Genomic DNA, 19,298 nt, shown 5'->3' on the forward strand with positions numbered 1-19,298 from the left:
ACCGGGATATAGGAGAACAACTCGTTCTCTCTATTTCAACACTTGGAAGTAAGAGGATGACATTATGATCAATTCCAGATTGTCTTCCATAATGTGAAATCGGGAGCGGTTTTGGTAGAAATACAATTCCATTAGAGCTAGGAAGGTGACAAGGCGTGAGGATAGTGGGTGTAAAGGAAACGAATATCAAAATGGCTGCAGGCGAACCTCTGAACCTGCCGCAACTAGTCGAGGTCGAGCTGGAGGGCGGAATGGTTGAAAGATTTCCGGTCAGCTGGGAGCCTGTGAACCCATCGCTTTTGGAGAAGTCGGGAAGCATTATCGTAGCGGGGACCGTGGAGGGGGACAATTATCCGAACCCGCTGGTTCCGAATCGTGCTGATCCTTATGTGCTGAGGCATACGGACGCATATTATTATTTTACCGGGTCCGTACCGGAGTATGACCGGCTAGTGCTGCGGAGATCTCGAACCGTCGACGGTCTTTCGACCGCTGAGGAGACTGTCATCTGGACCAAGCACGAAGAAGGAGAGATGGGCAACCATATCTGGGCGCCGGAGCTTCATAGGATCGACGAAAAATGGTACATCTACTTCGCAGCTGGCACTGCGGAAAACAAATGGGACATCCGTATGTACGTGCTTGAATGTGCAGATGAGAATCCACTTACAGGGAATTGGGTGGAGAAGGGGAAAATCGAGCTCCCGGTCGAGAGCTTCTCTCTGGATGCGACAACCTTTGAGCATGAGGGGCGTAGGTATTTGGTATGGGCCCAGATTTTTGAGGAATCCTGTCTCTACATCGCACTTATGGACAAGCCGTGGTCGATTTCAGGTCAACCGGTGAAGCTCTCATCCCCAGAATACGACTGGGAAATCCAACGGCATCGCGTGAATGAAGGCCCAGCCGTGCTGAAGCGGAACGGACACTTGTATATGGCCTATTCCGCAAGCGGTACGGATGACCGTTATTGTATGGGCTTGTTAATGGCGGCCGACACGAGCGATTTGCTCGATCCTGCTTCATGGACCAAATCGAAGGAGCCGGTATTCGTCAGCAACGATGCTGCTTCCGAGTACGGTCCAGGGCATAATAGCTTCACGGTGTCCGAGGACCGCTCCGCCGATCTTATCGTGTATCATGCTCGTCCCTATAAAGAGATCATCGGCGATCCGCTTTACGATCCCAATCGTCATTCTCGCGTTCAGCGATTATTCTGGAAGCCGGACGGCATGCCGTTCTTCGGTAAGCCGGGATGGGGGCTAGATCCGACAGATCGCAAGGTAAGAGCAAAGGTGACAATACAGTAATATTCATCCGTTTTTAATCAAATTGTACCAGATCGCTGGGCCGGCAATAAGCGCAGTATGCTTCACTATACGAGTCCCGATCTGCTAGCATGGACATTCCGCTCCGCGATTAAGCTCAGCTCGGTAACCTATGCCGCAGACAGCTCGAATCTTTATGACTGGCAGGTAATCGGTCCCATCCTGACACATCGCGAGCATGAGGGACCGAACGTAACGCTGTGTCCGGAAGAGTAGAACTGGTGCGGAACCCCCCGATTTGGAGTATATCGATATCGGTAATTAAGAAGTAGACATGGGATTTTTTGAATGGTATCCTTATTTCCACAATGCGATCAAAGAAAAATTTCCGGAATATGAAGGTCATTTCCTCAACCCGCCCGGAAGTATTTGACCCATTGGCAACATCATTTAGAGGTCGTGAAAATATGGCATACCTGAAAAAATTGCCGATAAGAGTCCAGTTATCCGTATTGGTCATTCTAATTATCGTTATCGTTATTTTTATTATTTTTACCAATTACTTTAAAGCGGCAAATGTCGTGGAAAAGAAAAATAACGAATATTTTACGGAAATGATCTCTCAAATGAATCAAACCATATCATCCAACAGCGATGTTGTGAAGAGGATCGTTCAAAATATTTCTTATAATTCACCCATTGTCCAACAATATTTGACCGAGACTGATCAAACAGCTAAATATGAGGAATATACACAACTGAAAAGCTATATTTCAGACATGATCAGCATGAAAGACGGTATTTTGGATATCGCTCTGATCGGAAGCGAAGGTACGAAATTCAACATTAACGGCGACATCAATAACTTGTTTCCACTAAAAGACGAAATACCGAAAAAACAGCTTTACTATTTTTCAGGACTGAAAATCCTCCCTTACAATAACGAGGACAAACATGTATTTATTGCGGGAGCTCAAATCTATTCCATTGCGAACTTTGAAAACACCAAAGAAATCGGCACTCTCATGATTGTTATGGATGCAAACGCTTTATTGGGTTCCTCAAATAAAGTGATGCGTCCAAGCGGGGGTAAAATATACGTGGTGGATCGTATAGGTAACGTTTTTTTTACCAATGACGACTCCGTAAAACCCGGAAGCGCCTACTCAGACATTTTGTCTTTGGAAAAAGATAGGGCGTATATCGTCCAGAAAGGCGTGATTGCCGATTTCGGGGGGGAAATTATTTTTAAGCTGCCAAAGAGCGAGCTGCTGAGTGGTATAGGTGATATTCGCAAACAATCATTTTTTATCTTTTTTATCTCCATGCTTTTATTAGCCATTCCGTTTTTTCTAGTGATCAATAATATTCTTCAGCCCTTGAAGAAGCTGATGCGTTTAATGAATGAAATCAAATTAGGAAAACCGAAGAGCCTTCAAAAGCGAATCAATTTGCAGGGATATGCGGAAATTATTGTAATGGCAAACGAGTTTAACGAGATGCTGGATGAAATTGACGATTTAACTCATCGGCTGTTGGAAAGCAATACAAGACTGTACGAGGCAGAATTGGTCAAAAAGCAGTCCGAATTGGCGTATTTGCAAAGTCAAATCAATCCGCACTTCTTATACAATACACTAGAGTCTATCAAAGGAATTGCAGCGGAAGAAGGGGTTGACAAGATTTTTAATATGACAAAAGCTCTTGCCCTTGTTTTTCGTTATAGCATCAAAGGGACAGATATGGTCCCACTTCGCGAGGAACTTACGATTATCAAAAGTTTTATCTTTATTCAAAAAATCCGGTTTGGAAATCGGTTTGAAGTGAAATATCATTTTCCCGAAGCGATTTTGGAGTGTAAGGTGCCGAAAATGATCCTGCAACCGATCGTGGAAAATGCGATTTTCCACGGGATTGAACCTAGAATCGGAGAAGGCTTGCTGCAGCTTAAAGGAGAGATTTCAGAGAATATAATCTCCCTATCCGTTCAAGATAACGGAGCAGGCATAGAAGCTGAAAAACTTCGGTCGATTAAGGAAAGCTTGTCTGCTCAGGAGGGGGGAGCAGGCAAAATCCATGATCGGACCGTCAATATTGGAATGGCTAACGTAAACAATCGGATAAAGTTGAATTATGGGAACGAGTATGGCATTATGCTCAAAAGCGAGAGCGGTATAGGAACAGAAGTTGTCATCATGATACCGTATGGGAGTGGCTCAGATGTTTAAAGTCTACTTTGTGGACGATGAAGAACTGGTGATCAAGAGTTTAAAAGCAAGCGTAAATTGGAACGAATACGGATTTGAAGTTGCCGGCTATGCTTTGAGTGGTACGGAAGCGTTCAAAGGGATAGCGGACATCAAACCGGATGTCGTGTTTACGGATATCCGGATGCCCGGCATGAGCGGCCTTGAACTCATTAAAAATGTAAAGGATACGTTCAGTCGTGCTCTGTTCATCGTTGTGAGTGGTTACGCTGAATTTGCGTTCGCACAAAAAGCGATTAATTACGGCGCCTTTGGTTACTGTCTGAAGCCGTTCGATGATGCGGAGATTATTGGTTACTTAAAAAAAGCCAAGGTGATTCTGGAAGATCGCGAAACCTCCATGTCAACAGATATTTTGGATTTCATTGAGGAAAATAATGAATATGGCAGGGAAGGTTTACGTAAGTCGCTTATCTCTTCGGGAATCGATATGGAATCGGCGAATGGGATGAGGGCCGTCGTTTCGATCGGAAGAAACAAGCTAAAGCTTGATGGATTGCAAGGCTGCATCACCTTGAGAATGGGTTTTGGCAAGTACGCATATCTTATTCAGGATAGCCTTGAAAATCGCTTAAACGTCGATTCGCTGGAAGCTGCAACGAACGGAATCCAGGTGATCGGAGTCAGCGGCGTTATCCATACGGTCAATCAGATCAAAACAGCCATCCATGAGGCTGAAATCAAAGCGTACCTATACTTTACAAAAGGTAAAGAATACAGGTTCTCAGATGAATCACCCGACCTGCAGGAGAAAGATTATTCCATTAATAAACTGATTGAAGCCACTTGGAAAAGCGATAGGGTTGCGCTTTGTGATTTGCTTGACGAAATGGGGGCCTTATTTGCTAACGGGTACTTGAATATGAAGCATGCCCTAATCGTGTACAATCATATCATGTCATTCGCCCATAACAGCGAAGAAGAACAATACGAAGAATTCATTTATTCCTATGACCAATTGGCAAGCTTGTTCGGCACCGCTTCAGACATGCTGCAGTTCCTGAAAGGGCTATTATCGGAAAAGCTCAAAACGAATAATGAATGGAGACCGCTTCATGCGAGAAATCGAACATTCAACGCCATATTTAAGTATATCAACGAAAATTATTGTAACGATATATCGATTCCGAGCATTTCCAAACAATTTAATGTGAATGCAAACTATGTAAGCCAGTTGTTCAAGAAGGAAGTCGGGACAACGTTTACGGAATATTTGGCAAAGCTCCGAGTCGATTACACATGTCAATTGCTGACGACCACAGATTTACCGATGAACGAGATAGCCGAAAAAGCGGGGTATGACGATTACTTCTACTTTAGTCGGGTTTTTAAAAGAATGAAAGGGAAAACGCCCAGCGCCTATCGTGCTGGACAATAACGGAAAATCCCGGCTATCAAGCCGGGATTTTCTGTTATTTATGGACGGTACTTAGATGTCCATAGATATTTCTTAGAATCCTTCGAAATAAATTGTTTATATTTCATTCGTATTGTGCAACTTTGTCTAAGATGTGTGAATGTTCCTCTCGACAAAATTCTCTTATGATAAACTTGTAAAAGAAAAAGACAGAGGTGAAACGGATTGGAGAAGCAGGAGTCACTCGAACTACAAAGCAGCATAGCCTTGCGCCCGTCGATCAAACAATTGTGGAAAGAAATCGTAAAACATAAGTACCTTTATGTTCTTGTAGCGCCGATCGTTATTTTTTACATTATTTTCACCTATATTCCCATGTATGGAATTGTACTCGCTTTCAAAGAATTTGACTACTCCAAAGGAATACTCGGAAGTCCATGGAATCATTTTCAAAACTTTAGCGAAGTATTCGGTAATCCGGATTTTGTGGTCGCCTTTCGCAACACGATTCTGATCAGTTTGGGCAGGTTAATCATTGAGTTTCCGATTCCAATCGTTCTGGCCTTGCTGCTCAATGAAATTTCGAAAGGCCGAATGACGCGCATTTATCAAACCGTCTTCACCTTTCCACATTTTATCAGCTGGGTCGTTCTAAGCGGAATTATTGTTGGGATATTTAGCGATCAAGGCTTGTACAATCAAATCCTTACGGTTATTGGACTTGAAAAAAGGTCCGTATTAACGGATGGTCCCAGTTTTACGGCCGTTTTGTTCCTGTCGAATATATGGAAAGAGGCAGGTTGGTCGTGCATTCTTTATTTGGCAGCTATCGCAGGAATAAATCCGGAGCTGTACGAAGCAGCAGCCGTCGATGGCGCCAATCGGTTCCAACAAATGAGGGCGATTACTTGGCCGATTGTGAGATCGACTGCGGCTATTCTCTTGATTTTGGCCGTAGGTCAAACTATGAACGGCGGTTTCGATCAGATCTTTAACATGTACAACTCTGCCGTCTATAAATATACGGATATTCTGGACACTTTTGTATATCGCAGCGCATTTACGGATGCGACCGGATTCGGTTTTGCTACGACTGTTGGCCTTTTGAAGTCTGTTATTAATTTTGCTTTGTTATTCGGCGCCAACTACCTCGTCAAAACCATTGGAAAGGAGGAGGGCTTGTAGTGAGAAACAGAATTAATCTAACCAATCTTATCATTACTCTTTTCCTAGCTATCCTTGCTCTTCTTGCTTTATTTCCTTTTTATCAGACGTTGATGTTGTCGTTCTCGACTGTAACCGATGTCGGTTCGAGCAGATTGTTCTTGTATCCGTCAACGTTTGATTTGTCGTCCTATACGTATTTAATTATCGATGGAAAGGTCATTCGAGGGTTATTCATATCCGTAATCGTAACCATATCAGGAACCGTTTTCAGTCTGATCGTAACTACCGCCGGAGCCTATGCCTTGTCCAAAAAGGGATTGCCGGGAAGAAATCTTATCTTTAATTGTATTATTTTTACGATGTTCTTTTCCGGAGGGTTGATCCCATACTTTCTTACCTTGCAAAAGCTTCATTTGCAAAATAGTCTGCTTGTGATGATCTTACCTCTTGCCGTCAATACCTTTTATCTTATTCTGATGAAAAACTTTTTTAATACGATCGAACCATCGTTGGAGGAATCGGCCAAAATCGATGGCGCCCATGATATTACGATTCTGGTACGGATTATAGTACCTGTATCCATGCCGATCATCGCGACGATGATATTGTTTTATGCTGTAGACCGTTGGAACGAATGGTGGTTGCCTACGCTTTTTATTAACGACACGAAATTGTATCCGCTTCAATTGGTGTTGCGAAATGCCTTGACGAACATAACCTCAATTATTAACAACGCAGCAGGCGCTCAATTGGCAAAGGGAACACAGAATATTTACGGAGATTCGGTCAGATCCGCCATGATTGTGATTTCCGCAGTCCCCATTATAATGGTTTATCCGTTTATCCAGAAGTATTTTGCCAAAGGAATCATGATCGGATCCATTAAAGGTTAATAATACTAGCGAAAGCTATTATTATAAAAAAATGATAAAAGGGAGAGTTTGTATGAAAAAAAGCAAAAAAGCGATGGTGCCGGCCGTAATGTTCGTTGTGCTGGCTATGGTAGCCGTCGGCTGCAGCAGTAATGCAAAGACAGACCAGTTAACTTCCTCTTCGAACACGCCGAGTGCTTCCGAATCTGCGACCAAAGCAAACACGAAGCAATTGGAGCTCAACGTTTCTTGGATGGGGATTAAAGATGGATTCGACGCTTCCGGCGCCAAGGATGATACGATATTCAATGATATGCAGAAAAAATTCAACATTACGGTTAATCCGGTACAGGTCACCTGGAACGACTGGCAGGACAAGGCGAAGGTGTGGGCGGCTTCCGGTCAACTTCCTGACATTTTCCCGAACGTTATTGCGGTTGAAAATCCCAGCCTGTATGCTTCGTGGGCTAAACAAGGTGTTATTAAAGCACTTCCGGAAGATTTAAGCAAATATCCGAATATTGCCAAAATCATGAAGCTGCCTTCGGTTCAGCCGCTGAAGGTGGATGGCAAATTCTATATGATTCCAAGAATGACATATAACGATTCAAGCGATTGGGTTATGGATAGACAGATTGTTTATCGTAAGGATTGGGCGGCGCAAGCAGGATTCACATCCGAACCGAAAAGCTTTGATGAATTTGTCGCTATGATCAAGGCCGTCCAGAAGCAGCATCCCGGTACTGTTGGAATTGCGATTCAAAACAAGGATTTTTTGAACACGATATTTCTTTCAAGCTTCCCTGAACTATCGAACACCAAGTCTTGGACGAATGATGGCGGAAAATGGATGCCTTCCTTTGCCTCACCCAAAGCATATGACGGAATCAAACAGTTGAGACAGCTTTATTCGGAGGGTCTGCTGGATAAGGATTTCGCGATCCAGAAGGAAGGGGACGGCTTCACGAAGTTTATGAACGGCCAAGCCTTCATTACTTTTGGCTCATCGTTTTTTGGCATTCCCGCTAACGTCGATACATTTAAAAAAGCGAATCCTGGTGTAAAGGTTGCAGATGCGGTTGGATTTATGAATATTTGGCCTGCAGCGGACGGGAACCGATATACGTTCGTCGAAACGCCTTACTGGTCCGAGACTTTCTTCAGCAACAAGCTGGATGACGCCAAATTCGACAGAGCGCTTCAATTGATTGATTATATGGCTTCAGAGGAGTATGATGCTTTAGCGGTAAACGGTATTCAAGGTGTAGATTACAAGATTGAGGGAGATAAAGCTATATCGCTGCTTAAGAGCGACGAGGCCCTCAATAAGAAATACCCGATCACAATCGGAATGGGTCCGCTGGCATCATGGCGCGGTGGATTCACAAAATCTGGTAAGAACGTCGTCAATTCCAATCCGGAGGTGGCTGCTTGGCAGTCCTATGATCATGATACTTTTGTGAAATTGAAGAAAGAAGACAAACCAGCGCCAATCAACTTCGATGTTATGTTAATGTCCACACCGGCGAAAGACAAACTCGGAGCATTTTACTCAGGCGCTAAGGACGATCTCATCAAAGTCATTCTGGGGAAAGACGATCCTGCAAAGATGTGGCAGGATGCGATTAAAAGCTACGATGCCAAGGGGCTGCCAGAGGCCATTGCCGAAGTGAATGCGAAGGCTAAGGAATTGGGTATTAAATAAGCTTAAACACGATTTATCACCTAGTAGTAGTTCAGGCCGAAGTTGCATGTCAACTTCGGTTTTTTCTCCGAGAATGTGATTACATATGAGCTGTTAAAGAAATAATAGAGGATTGTTAGATATAAATGGATTATTCTTAGTATCAACTCGAAAATAAAGCGTTTACAATCTAACTATCATGCAAAATTATCTAAGATGCGTGAATGTTCGTGTCGAAATAAATCATTTATTCTTAATGTTACAGCGAGCGGGAAACCATCAATGTGAGAGAGACAGCAGCTTGATTGTAAACGAAAGTAGACTTAGGGAAAGGGGGGTGCAACAGATTTTGGGAAAACGGGATGATCGTATTCTTTAGCGAGCGCGTTATAGGAGTTGTAAGCGTCGCTACTAATCTTTTCGCCCAGATAAATGCTACGCTGCGTAAAATCGAAAGCGTTTTCCTTAACGAGAAAAACGGAGAAAACATTCATGTATTGAGGGAGTGAAATTATGTTTTTTAACAGAAGTAAAAAAAGGTCTACAGTGTTATCTATTTTGCTTGCATTTTTAGTATGTTTCTTTCCAATGACGTTCACCTTGCCGACAAATGTTCAAGCGGCTACTACTTTAAAAACATATCCGGCCCCATCGGGTGTTACATTGGACACTACCTTTACTGTACAAGTGCGTGTACCGGGTGGAGCGTGGCAGAATCTGGATGAATATCAAACGAGAATTGGGGCGCCAACTAGAGCCACCTATGCATCATTTGTTTATTTCGATACTGACGGTCCGGTAGATCTATCTGTGACCTATAATGCCGGAACGGTAACATCGGCTTCAGTTAAGCCTAACAATCTTGGTATTACTCCTGCCATCAACGGCAATACAATGACCTTTAGCATTTCCGGTCCCCAGAAGCTTGTATTTGATGTTAATGGCAATGTTGACAATGACCTGATGATTTTTGCCAATCCGGTAGAAGTGAATCCTCCAAGCCCTACCGACCCCAATGTCATTTACCTTGGTCCCGGTGTTTATAATCAGAGCTACACCGTGCCTAGCGGCAAGACTCTTTACGTCGCAGGCGGAGCGGTCGTCAAAGGCCAAGTGAATTTCAATAATGCCACGAATGCCAGGGTTCTTGGGCGTGGAGTTCTGGATCATCCCTCATCAACTGCCGTAGATCTCAGTTTTGCCAACAATATCACAGTTGATGGTATCATACTTAACGACTACAATAACGCGAACAGCGGCGGCAACGGTATTCTTATCGGAAATTCCACCAATGTCAGCATAAATAATGTTAAAGTATTAGCTTTCCAGAGATGGTCCGATGGTATTGATAGTTACTGCGTTTCCAATGTTTCCATCAATGACGTATTTGTTCGCTCCGGCGATGATTCAATTTCTGTATACGCTTCTCGTTGGGGGTTCTCAGGAAATACGACCAATATCAGTGTCACCAACTCGATTCTCATGCCGGGCAAAGCCCATCCGATCAATATAGGGACCCATGGCAATCCGGGTGCTGCTGGCGGCGGAGATAACATTGATACACTCAACTTTTCGAATCTGGACATCTTGACGTATAACCCGCAAAGTGCCGGTTTCCCATTAATGATGTCCTTCACCGCCAGCGATGGCAGTCTGATATCCGATACCACTTTCTCGGATATTCGGATAGACGATGCCGTTGTAAATAAGTTCATAGATATCAAAACTTTTAAAAATCCGGGTTATGGTCTTGGAGTGGGGCGTGGAATTAATAATGTCTATTTCAAGAATATTTCCTATACCGGCGCTAATAGCAACACGAACGATATTTTCGGCAATAGTTCCACCCAATTAACTCAGAACGTTACATTTGAAAATTTGACAGTAAACGGGAATCCAGTTCTGAGTGCCAGTGCTGGGAATTTTTCAATCGGCAACTATGCCAACAACATTAATTTCATAGCTTCCGGTGCTACTCCGCCATCAACGACACCGATTCCGCATTATGTTCCAATCAATCTGGCCTTGAAAAGGACCGCCAGCGCTGATAGTTCGCAGGCAGGCAATCCGGCTGCCAGCGGGAACGATGGTAACGATACGACCCGCTGGTCTGCGAATGATGGCAATACCGGCCATTCGTGGACGGTAGACCTTGGATCAAGCATGAATATCACCCGCGGTACTCAGGTTAAGTGGCAGCTCGGAGGCGGAGGATATCAGTATAAGATTGAAACCTCAAATGACAATACCAACTGGAAATTAAAGGTCGACAAAACTTCTAATACCAGCACGGATCAGGTTCAATCCGATATCTTCTACGATACCGCCCGTTATGTCCGTATTACCGTGACCGGACTGCCAAGCGGTGCTAATGCCAGTTTCTACGAGTTTAACGTGTTTGGAGATCAAGCCAATCTTGCGATGAACAAGACCGCAAGTAGCGATAGCTCTCAGACATCCAACCCGGCTTCCTTTGGGGTGGACGGAAATGCTGCAACCCGCTGGAGTGCGAATGATGGAAATACCGGCCATTCGTTGACGGTAAACCTTGGCCAAAGCATGAATATCACCAATGGTACCCAGGTGGCGTGGGAAAAGAGTGGAGTTTATCAATATAAGATTGAAACATCAACGGATAATACAAACTGGACTACAGTCATTGACAAGACCGCCAATACAAGCACGGACCAGGTTCAAAACGATTACTTTACCGGTATCGCCCATTATGTCCGTATTACCGTGACCGGATTGCCAAGCGGTTCTAATGCCAGCTTCTACGATTTCAAAGTATTTGGAGATCCAACTAATCTGGCATTGAACAAGACCGCAAGTAGCGATAGTTCTCAGACAACGAATCCGGCCAGCAATGGTAACGATGGTAATACTGCAACCAGCTGGATTGCAAATGACGGACTTACCGGCCATTGGTGGATGGTAGACCTTGGCTCAAGCAAGACTATTACCGGTGGCGCAAAGGTGATGTGGCAACAGCCTAGTTCAATTTATTCCTATACGATCGAAACATCAATTGATAATACGAATTGGACTACAGTGATTGACCGGACTAACAATATGAACGATGCTCAGGTCTACAACAATTTCTTTACCGGCACCGCACGTTATGTCCGTGTTACAGCGACCGGGTTGCCAAGCGGTATTAATGCCGGCATTTCCGATTTCAAGATATTTGGAGACACAGGCGAAACCGTGCCAGTGGCACAACTTCCGTTTGACGAGACAAGCGGAACGACGGCAAACGATGCGACGGGCAATGGCTGGAATGGCACATTGACGGGCGGCGCTAGTTTTGTAGCCGGTAATAGCGGAAATGCAGTTGATTTGGATGGAACGAACGGCTACGTTTCTCTTCCGACCGGCGTTATCTCCTCCAATGCCAACACAGCTACCATTGCGACATGGGTGAATCTGGATACTGTAAGCAACTGGTCGCGAATTTTTGATTTCGGTACCGGAACATCTACCAATATGTTCCTCACGCCGAAAAATTCCAGCGGTAAAATCCGCTTTGCGATCAAGGTCAATAACTCAAGTGAACAAAGAATTGACGGGCAGGCTGCGCTGCCGACAGGAGGCTGGCATCATGTAGCCGTCACTTTAAACGGCTCGACAGGTACCCTCTACGTTGATGGCGCTCAAGTAGGGATCAATACCGCGATGACCTTGAAACCATCCGATTTAGGAGCCACCACGCAAAATTGGATCGGCCGCTCCGAATACTCCGCCGATCCTTATCTCGACGGGCGGGTGGACGACTTCCGCATCTATAGTCGTGCTTTAACCTCTTCCGAAATCATGCATTTAAAGAACGGGCAATCCGTATTCCCGATCGTGGAACTTCCTTTTGACGCAACAGCAGGTACGACGGCAACCGATGTTTCCGGCAATGGCTGGGACGGCAGATTGGCCAACGGTGCAAGTTGGGTAACAGGAAAAAGCGGTAACGCAGTGAGCCTGAACGGAACGAATCAATATGTCGCATTGCCAACCGGTGTTGTTTCCAGCGCTGACACGATGACCGTAACTGCCTGGGTCAATCTGAATACTGTGACCAACTGGACAAGGATATTCGATTTTGGTTCTGGAACGTCCAATTACATGTTCCTGACGCCGAAAAACGGGACCCCCGGCAAAGTTCGCTTTGCGATCAAATCCAGTTCATCCACTGAGCAAGTTATCGACGGAACTGTGGGGCTGGCTGCGAGCGGATGGCACCATGTGGCAGTTACCCTGAACGGCTCTACGGGAACACTTTACGTCGATGGCGTGCAGGTAGGCACGAATACCGCCTTGACCATAACACCTACCATGCTCGGTAACACTACACAGAATTGGATCGGCCGCTCCGAATTCTCCTCAGATCCCTATCTTAATGGACTGGTGGATGGCTTCCGCATTTATAATCGTGCTCTATCTGCGTCGGAAGTATTGGCAGTGATGAACGAGTAGAATTCGCTATTCGGTCAACGGTTCTTAAAATGTTAACTATCGGAAAACGATAGCTCAATAATACAGCGGCTGTCTAGGACTTATTTTCGAGTTCCATAGATGCCGCTGTATCTATTCACCGCAATTTCTGTGGTCATCTCATGCAGCAGTGCTGAGCAGTTACGATATATGGTAATATGATAAAATCAGACTTCAAAATACATGAAGTTATGCGTCTTGATCGCAGCAAGGGGGGCTTTATTTTGTCAGTACATAATGGCAGTTATTCAGGTTATCTTTTGGTACATTTTATCGGGGAACAGCCTGACGGCGAGCAGGTCTATTTCTCCTACAGTGAGGACGGCCTGTATTGGAAAGACCTGAACGCGGGCTTGCCGGTTTTGCGTTCCGAACTGGGGGAAAAAGGCGTGAGGGATCCGTTTTTAGTGCGCTCGCCCAAAGAGGACAAGTTTTATCTGATTGCCACGGATCTCCGCATTGCAAACGGAAAGGGCTGGTCCGCTGCGGTGACTGAAGGAAGCCGCGACATGATCATTTGGGAATCCGCCGACCTGGTGCATTGGTCTTCACCATGGGCAGTCACGCTTGGCGTACCGGGTGCCGGCTGCGTCTGGGCGCCTGAGGCTATTTATGACGAAGCCTCGGACGATTTCTTGGTGTTTTGGGCCTCCGCGACGCAGGAACCGCAGGAAAAAGAGCGGAAACAAAAAATTTATAGCGCTCGTACCAGAGACTTTCGCAGCTTTACAGCGGCTGAAAAGTATATTGAACGGGAAAACCACATCATTGATACCACGATAATTGCCCACAATGGTGCCTACTACCGTTTTTCCAAGGATGAAACGACGAAGAATATCCGGGTCGAAAAAGGCACATCACTGGATAAAGACTCATTCACCAGTCTGAACGCTCCGGTTTTGGAAGAATTGTTAGGAGTGGAAGGCCCGCAAATTTATAAGCTGGGCGACCGCGAGGAGTGGTGCCTTATTGTGGATCGCTTTGCGGAAGGAAAGGGCTACCTCCCCTTGCTGACCTCCGACCTTGAAAGCGGTGAATACCGGGTTCTGCCGGAAGGGTCGTTCGATTTAGGAAAAAACAAGAAACGCCATGGCGGTGTCCTCCCGATTACCGATGATGAATGCAACCGCCTTCTGGCGGCGTTCGGCGATGGGCATCAGGTGCTGCCCGGACAATTCGCCGACCCAGATCTGGCGAAGTTCGGCGACCGTTATTACCTCTATCCCACAACCGATGGCTTCACGGGCTGGTCGGGCACGCAATTCCATGCGTTTTCTTCCGCTGACATGCGTATTTGGAAAGACGAAGGCGTGATTCTAGATCTGGCGACGGAAGATGTACCCTGGGCTGTCGGCAGCGCATGGGCTCCGGCCATTGCCAGCAAAAACGGTAAATATTACTTCTATTTCTGTGGCAAAATGGAAAGCGAAGTGAGCGCAATAGGTGTTGCGGTTGCCGAAACTCCGGCAGGGCCGTTTCGCGCGCAACCGGAGCCGCTTATTACCATGGAACAGATGAAGCGTCTGGGAATCGCCATGGGCCAGGCCATTGACCCATCTGTCTTTACCCAGGATGACGGTACGGCTTACCTGCTGTTTGGAAATGCACACCCTGCAATCGTACAGCTCGGCGAAGATATGGTATCCGTAATTGAGCATACGATGAAGAATCTTGTCGGCTTGCACGACTTCAGGGAGGCGGTCACCGTTCTCAAACGAGGCGGGGAATATCACTTCACGTGGTCTTGCGATGACACTGGCAGCGAGGATTACCACGTGAACTATGGCACGGCGGAGCATCTTTACGGGCCGGTAACTTACCGCTACCCGGTTCTTGTCAAAAATAAGGAAAAGGATATGCTAGGCACCGCTCATCATTCGATTCTCCAGGAGCCGGGCACCGATAAGTATTGGATTGCGTATCACCGGTTTGTCACGCCGCTGACCCGGTTTACACAAGGAAAAGGTTATCATCGCGAAGTCTGCATAGACCCGCTCACCTTCGGCGAAGATGGGCTGATGAAGAAGGTGCAGCTTTAGAGGATTTGCTTGAACGAGGCGGCGAAACGCCTTCCCCCACTTATAAATATAAAATTCAATTAATCTTATAAATATTTCTAAGCGTCAAATAGCCCCCACCTTGAATATACACTGGTACCCACAGTCTGGACACTTTGAAAAAGTGTCCAGACTGTGGGTATCTTTTTTTGTATACTCGAGTAAGCATCGGAGGGGATTACATCATGTCTAATAATTGGAAGGCAACGTGTAAAGGCGTGCGTCAAACGTTGGAAGAAAGCGTATGGGAAAGACGGAATTATCGGACTAGCCGACTCTCGTAAAAAAGCTTCTGGGCGTCCTTTGAAGCGTGAACTAACGCAAGATGAAGTCATTGCAAGACAGGAAGCGAGAATTAAACTCCTTGAATCTCAGGTGGAATTGTTAAAAAAGCTAGACTCGAAAGAAAGGTTGCTGGTAGTCAAAGGAAAGAATCTAAGCAAGAATAAGTTATTTGAGCTGATTAAAGATACTGTAGGTCAGGTTTAGGACGTACGACTCGCTACCTCTGCGATTTACTTCGCATATCTCGCTCAGGCTACTACAACTACATACAAGCCGTAGACACCCGTAAAGAGCGGTCTCTTTCGGATGTTCAAGCCGGAGATCTGATCAAGAAAGCCTTCCATAGAAAAGGCTCGTTCTATTAAGATGACGCTTGAGAACGAGTTTAGCGTGATCTACAACCTGATGAGAATCCGGAGGCTTATGAAGAAATTCGACCTCGTCTGTCCTCATAGAAAGCCCAATCCATACAAACGTATGGCTAAAGTAACACAAGAACATCGAACGCTTCCCAACAGCTTAGCTCTTATAACCTTTCCAATCGCCTTACACTGGACATTGCTACAGACACGATAAACGCACTCGTAAAGCAAAGAAGACTGAAGCTGCACAAGGATGCATTTAGTTCATTAAACGGTGCTGTCTCCACCACAAGATACCGCTGCCCTCCAAAGCGTTCCGTCATTCCTGCTGCACTGCCGTCGAATAGAACCCGTCCTTTATCGATGAATATTACCCGTTTACACAGCCGCTCGATATCGTCCAAATTATACGTTGTCAGTATGATCGTGATCTTCTTGTCCCGGTTTATCCGTTTCAGAAACTCTTGAATATTTTCTTTTGCCACAATGTCCAATCCGATGATTAGTAACACTGAGCTGATGACTCGGAACAAATCATTCAGCTTATACACTTTCCTATTCTTAAAGCTGATCCATGTGAGAGTATAGTATGATTTCATGACATTCCTCCCTTGCTATCGCGCGTCCGATTATTGACAATTGTAAATATTTACCATTTAATATAAAACCGTACTTGCAAATCTGTCAACAAATAATATATCGTTATATTAATAACTTGAAGATATCGCTATTAATATATCAATAATATTACAGGTTAATGATTGATAGGTCATGTCGTATACGAGAAGATATATAGTCATTTGTTGGATGAAATCAAGGCAGGTAGGCTCAAACCTGGCAATCGTATTCCTTCGGAAAACGAATTGTCTACTCAGTTCAGCGTCAGCCGCATTACGTCGAAAAAGGCTTTGGAGATTCTTGCGCAGCACGAATGGATCGAGAGGGTGCAGGGAAAGGGATCGTACGTCGCCCAGAAAATTCTCGATTACCACGAACAGCAGGTAGCGGTTCCCTACGGCCGGGAGAACGCGATCACGCTGCGGGACCGAGGATCGTCAGGTCAGCCTCATCTTACCCGACTTTGATCATTCCAAATGGGCTGGTGAAATGACCCCGGAAAACCACCTGGTTAAGTACAAGTTGATTCGGCGGATAATCTCGAGATTATCAATCAAGAGTTGATATAATTAAATTATACTTGATATATAAATAGTATATTGACATAATATTATTCAGGGTGTTATATTGAACCATGAAAGGAAGCGATTACAAGCTGAATAGGAGAGTGGTTATGTATAGTTCGGTATATCGGAAAATTGAAGAAACAGCGGATCGACTTCAGCGGATCGACCCAGGACTTTCTGAAATCTTTCAGAAATGCTATCCGAATACGTTGGAAACGACTGTAGAACTGTTGGACGACGGGACGTCTTTCGTCATTACCGGAGATATCCCGGCGATGTGGCTCAGAGATTCGTCCGCCCAGGTTCGGCCTTATATTCAGCTGGCAGCCGACGATCCGGATGTACAGCGGATGATACGCGGGGTAATCGAACGGCAGGCTCGATACCTGATGCTCGATCCATACGCAAACGCATTCAATAAGGAGCCGAATGGGCAAGGGCATTCGGGAGACCTAACGGTCAAAGGACCTTGGGTTTGGGAACGGAAGTACGAATTGGATTCACTATGTTATCCTGTTCAACTGTGCTGGGACTATTGGGAAGCTACTCAGGACAGAATGGTATTCAGTGAAACGGTACATGCGATGATTCATCGGATTGTTGAAATCATGCGCATAGAACAGCGGCACGACCGAGATTCCGAGTACGCTTTCGAAAGAATGGGCTGCCCTCCTTCAGACACGCTGCCCTTCAGCGGAAGAGGTACCCGAACCAATTATACCGGCATGATCTGGTCGGGCTTCCGACCGAGCGACGATGCCTGCAAGTTCGGATTCTTGATCCCTTCGAATATGTTCGCCGTCATCATCCTTCGTTATATTGGACAGTTGGCCAAGGAGATGTATCATGACCACGGTTTAAGTGAAAGCGCTTACAAATTATCTATGGAAATCGAATTCGGTATCGAGACATACGGCAAGGTCAAGCATCCTGAGCACGGATGGATGTACGCTTACGAAACCGACGGCTTCGGCAACTACAATCTGATGGATGACGCCAACGTTCCGAGCCTGCTTTCGATTCCTTACCTTGGTTACCGAGACGCGAACGACCCGATCTATAGGAATACAAGAAAATTCGTTCTAAGTCCGGATAACCCGTATTACTCGTCGGGCCGCTTCGCCCAAGGCGTCGGCAGCCCGCATACGCCGCCCGGTCACATTTGGCCGATCGGACTCATCATCCAAGGGCTGACCTCGATCGATCCGATTGAGCGGGACGATCTGGTACGGATGTTAGTTTCCACTACCGCAGGCACAGGCTTTATGCACGAAAGCTTCCATCCCGACAGACCGGATACGTTCTCAAGAGAATGGTTCGCTTGGGCGAACAGTTTGTTCGGCGAGTTTATTTGCCGATGGCTCGAACAGAAACCCGAATAAAGAAAGGTGGTCGGAACTTTTGATTGCAGCATCCCGCAAGAGGGTTTACCGCCAATGGATCAAGGGTTATTTGTTCATCCTCCCCTCGATTATCGGTTTCAGCGTATTCGTCGCCTATCCGTTAATCTCTTCGCTTTATTATGCGCTTACGGATTGGGACGGCATCAATAAGCCTAAGTTTGTCGGATTCGATAACTTCACTTACATGTTTACAGTCGATCCGGCTTTCTGGAAGTCGCTCCGAGTGACCTTCTATTTCGTTCTGCTCAATGTGCCTTCATCACTCATATTCGGCCTTGTGCTGGCCATGCTTCTCAACCGCAAGCTGCCGGGCATCAAGTTTTTCCGGACTGCCTTTTACTTGCCGACAGTTATCCCAGCGGTGGCAACCTTGACCCTATGGCTTTTCATGTATCATCCGCAGTATGGATTGGCCAATCAGGTGCTCGGATTGTTCGGCCTGCCGGCCGCTCCTTGGCTCACGAGCGAGAATACGGCTCTTCTATCCATCATCCTGTCCGGCTTGTGGCAGGTCGGTTCGGGGATGATCATCTTCTTAAGCGGACTGCAATCCGTACCGCAGGATTTGTATGAAGCTGTGGAGGTGGACGGGGCCAGCGGATGGACGACGTTCTCCCGTGTGACGCTGCCGATGATCACACCGATTCTTTTTCTGCAGCTCATTTTGGGTATTATCGGCTCCTTTCAGGCATTCACCCAAATTGTTGTCTTAACTCATGGCGGTCCCAACTTCTCGACGCTGCTGCTCAATTATAAGATTTACGGAGATGTGTTTAACGGTAAAATGTTCGGATACGGCATCGCTGAGGTTTGGGTTCTGTTCCTCATCATCATGTTCTTCACTCTGCTTACTTATAGGTATTCCAATCGATTCGTGTATTACGAAAATGACAACAGGGGGTGAAAC

General features: G+C 45.8%; 14 protein-coding genes. 13 read left to right on the top strand and 1 reads right to left on the bottom strand.

Features of this window, described 5'->3' with window-relative positions:
• Nucleotides 1–155 precede the first annotated feature (155 nt).
• From AC58P7_RS24470 to AC58P7_RS24515, 10 genes are all read left to right on the top strand, one after another.
• Entirely contained in the window at nt 156–1,310 is a 1,155-nt protein-coding gene (locus tag AC58P7_RS24470) for a family 43 glycosylhydrolase (protein WP_497347569.1), read from the top strand.
• Between the two features lie 57 nt (nt 1,311–1,367).
• Nucleotides 1,368–1,544: a hypothetical protein gene (locus AC58P7_RS24475; RefSeq protein WP_497347571.1), complete on the top strand. Its 177-nt coding sequence runs from the start codon at nt 1,368–1,370 to the stop codon at nt 1,542–1,544.
• Nucleotides 1,545–1,705: 161 nt separating this feature from the next.
• Nucleotides 1,706–3,496: a sensor histidine kinase gene (locus AC58P7_RS24480; RefSeq protein ID WP_497347573.1), complete on the top strand. Its 1,791-nt coding sequence runs from the start codon at nt 1,706–1,708 to the stop codon at nt 3,494–3,496.
• A complete protein-coding gene (locus tag AC58P7_RS24485) occupies nt 3,489–4,913 on the top strand; it encodes a response regulator transcription factor (RefSeq protein WP_497347575.1) in 1,425 nt (474 codons plus the stop codon). The genes AC58P7_RS24480 and AC58P7_RS24485 overlap by 8 nt, the downstream gene beginning before the upstream one ends.
• A gap of 204 nt (nt 4,914–5,117) precedes the next feature.
• Entirely contained in the window at nt 5,118–6,077 is a 960-nt protein-coding gene (locus tag AC58P7_RS24490) for an ABC transporter permease (protein WP_497347577.1), read from the top strand.
• Nucleotides 6,077–6,952 (top strand): carbohydrate ABC transporter permease, encoded by an 876-nt coding sequence (locus AC58P7_RS24495; RefSeq protein WP_497347579.1) that lies wholly within the window; start codon nt 6,077–6,079, stop codon nt 6,950–6,952. The genes AC58P7_RS24490 and AC58P7_RS24495 overlap by 1 nt, the downstream gene beginning before the upstream one ends.
• Before the next feature lie 52 nt (nt 6,953–7,004).
• A complete protein-coding gene (locus AC58P7_RS24500; RefSeq protein WP_497347581.1) occupies nt 7,005–8,636 on the top strand; it encodes an extracellular solute-binding protein in 1,632 nt (543 codons plus the stop codon).
• Between the two features lie 492 nt (nt 8,637–9,128).
• Nucleotides 9,129–13,082: a LamG-like jellyroll fold domain-containing protein gene (locus AC58P7_RS24505; RefSeq protein ID WP_497347583.1), complete on the top strand. Its 3,954-nt coding sequence runs from the start codon at nt 9,129–9,131 to the stop codon at nt 13,080–13,082.
• A gap of 176 nt (nt 13,083–13,258) precedes the next feature.
• Nucleotides 13,259–15,139 carry a glycoside hydrolase family 43 protein gene (locus tag AC58P7_RS24510; protein ID WP_497347585.1) on the top strand — a complete coding sequence of 627 codons (1,881 nt, stop codon included), beginning with the start codon at nt 13,259–13,261 and terminating at the stop codon, nt 15,137–15,139.
• Between the two features lie 321 nt (nt 15,140–15,460).
• Complete coding sequence (locus AC58P7_RS24515; protein WP_497347587.1) at nt 15,461–15,646, top strand: hypothetical protein; 186 nt, start codon at nt 15,461–15,463, stop codon at nt 15,644–15,646.
• 322 nt (nt 15,647–15,968) lie between these two features.
• Here the strand turns inward: AC58P7_RS24515 and AC58P7_RS24520 are convergent, their stop codons facing one another.
• Nucleotides 15,969–16,403 (bottom strand): hypothetical protein, encoded by a 435-nt coding sequence (locus AC58P7_RS24520; RefSeq protein ID WP_497347589.1) that lies wholly within the window; start codon nt 16,401–16,403, stop codon nt 15,969–15,971.
• A 162-nt stretch (nt 16,404–16,565) separates the two neighbouring features.
• On the opposite strand from AC58P7_RS24520, the gene AC58P7_RS24525 reads away from it, so the two are divergent.
• From AC58P7_RS24525 to AC58P7_RS24535, 3 genes are all read left to right on the top strand, one after another.
• A complete protein-coding gene (locus AC58P7_RS24525; protein WP_497347591.1) occupies nt 16,566–16,889 on the top strand; it encodes a GntR family transcriptional regulator in 324 nt (107 codons plus the stop codon).
• 206 nt (nt 16,890–17,095) lie between these two features.
• Nucleotides 17,096–18,370: a glycoside hydrolase family 125 protein gene (locus AC58P7_RS24530; protein ID WP_497347593.1), complete on the top strand. Its 1,275-nt coding sequence runs from the start codon at nt 17,096–17,098 to the stop codon at nt 18,368–18,370.
• Between the two features lie 19 nt (nt 18,371–18,389).
• Nucleotides 18,390–19,295: a carbohydrate ABC transporter permease gene (locus AC58P7_RS24535; RefSeq protein ID WP_497347595.1), complete on the top strand. Its 906-nt coding sequence runs from the start codon at nt 18,390–18,392 to the stop codon at nt 19,293–19,295.
• Nucleotides 19,296–19,298 lie beyond the last annotated feature (3 nt).

This window comes from Paenibacillus sp. J22FR5, assembly GCF_059691975.1.

What these genes read in the sequence shown, in the direction of transcription:
- AC58P7_RS24475 (WP_497347571.1), top strand. Translation starts at nt 1,368, where the DNA reads ATGCTTCACTATACGAGTCCCGATCTGCTAGCATGGACATTCCGCTCC.
- AC58P7_RS24520 (WP_497347589.1), bottom strand. Translation starts at nt 16,403, where the DNA reads ATGAAATCATACTATACTCTCACATGGATCAGCTTTAAGAATAGGAAA.
- AC58P7_RS24500 (WP_497347581.1), top strand. Translation starts at nt 7,005, where the DNA reads ATGAAAAAAAGCAAAAAAGCGATGGTGCCGGCCGTAATGTTCGTTGTG.
- AC58P7_RS24505 (WP_497347583.1), top strand. Translation starts at nt 9,129, where the DNA reads ATGTTTTTTAACAGAAGTAAAAAAAGGTCTACAGTGTTATCTATTTTG.
- AC58P7_RS24530 (WP_497347593.1), top strand. Translation starts at nt 17,096, where the DNA reads ATGTATAGTTCGGTATATCGGAAAATTGAAGAAACAGCGGATCGACTT.
- AC58P7_RS24485 (WP_497347575.1), top strand. Translation starts at nt 3,489, where the DNA reads ATGTTTAAAGTCTACTTTGTGGACGATGAAGAACTGGTGATCAAGAGT.
- AC58P7_RS24510 (WP_497347585.1), top strand. Translation starts at nt 13,259, where the DNA reads ATGATAAAATCAGACTTCAAAATACATGAAGTTATGCGTCTTGATCGC.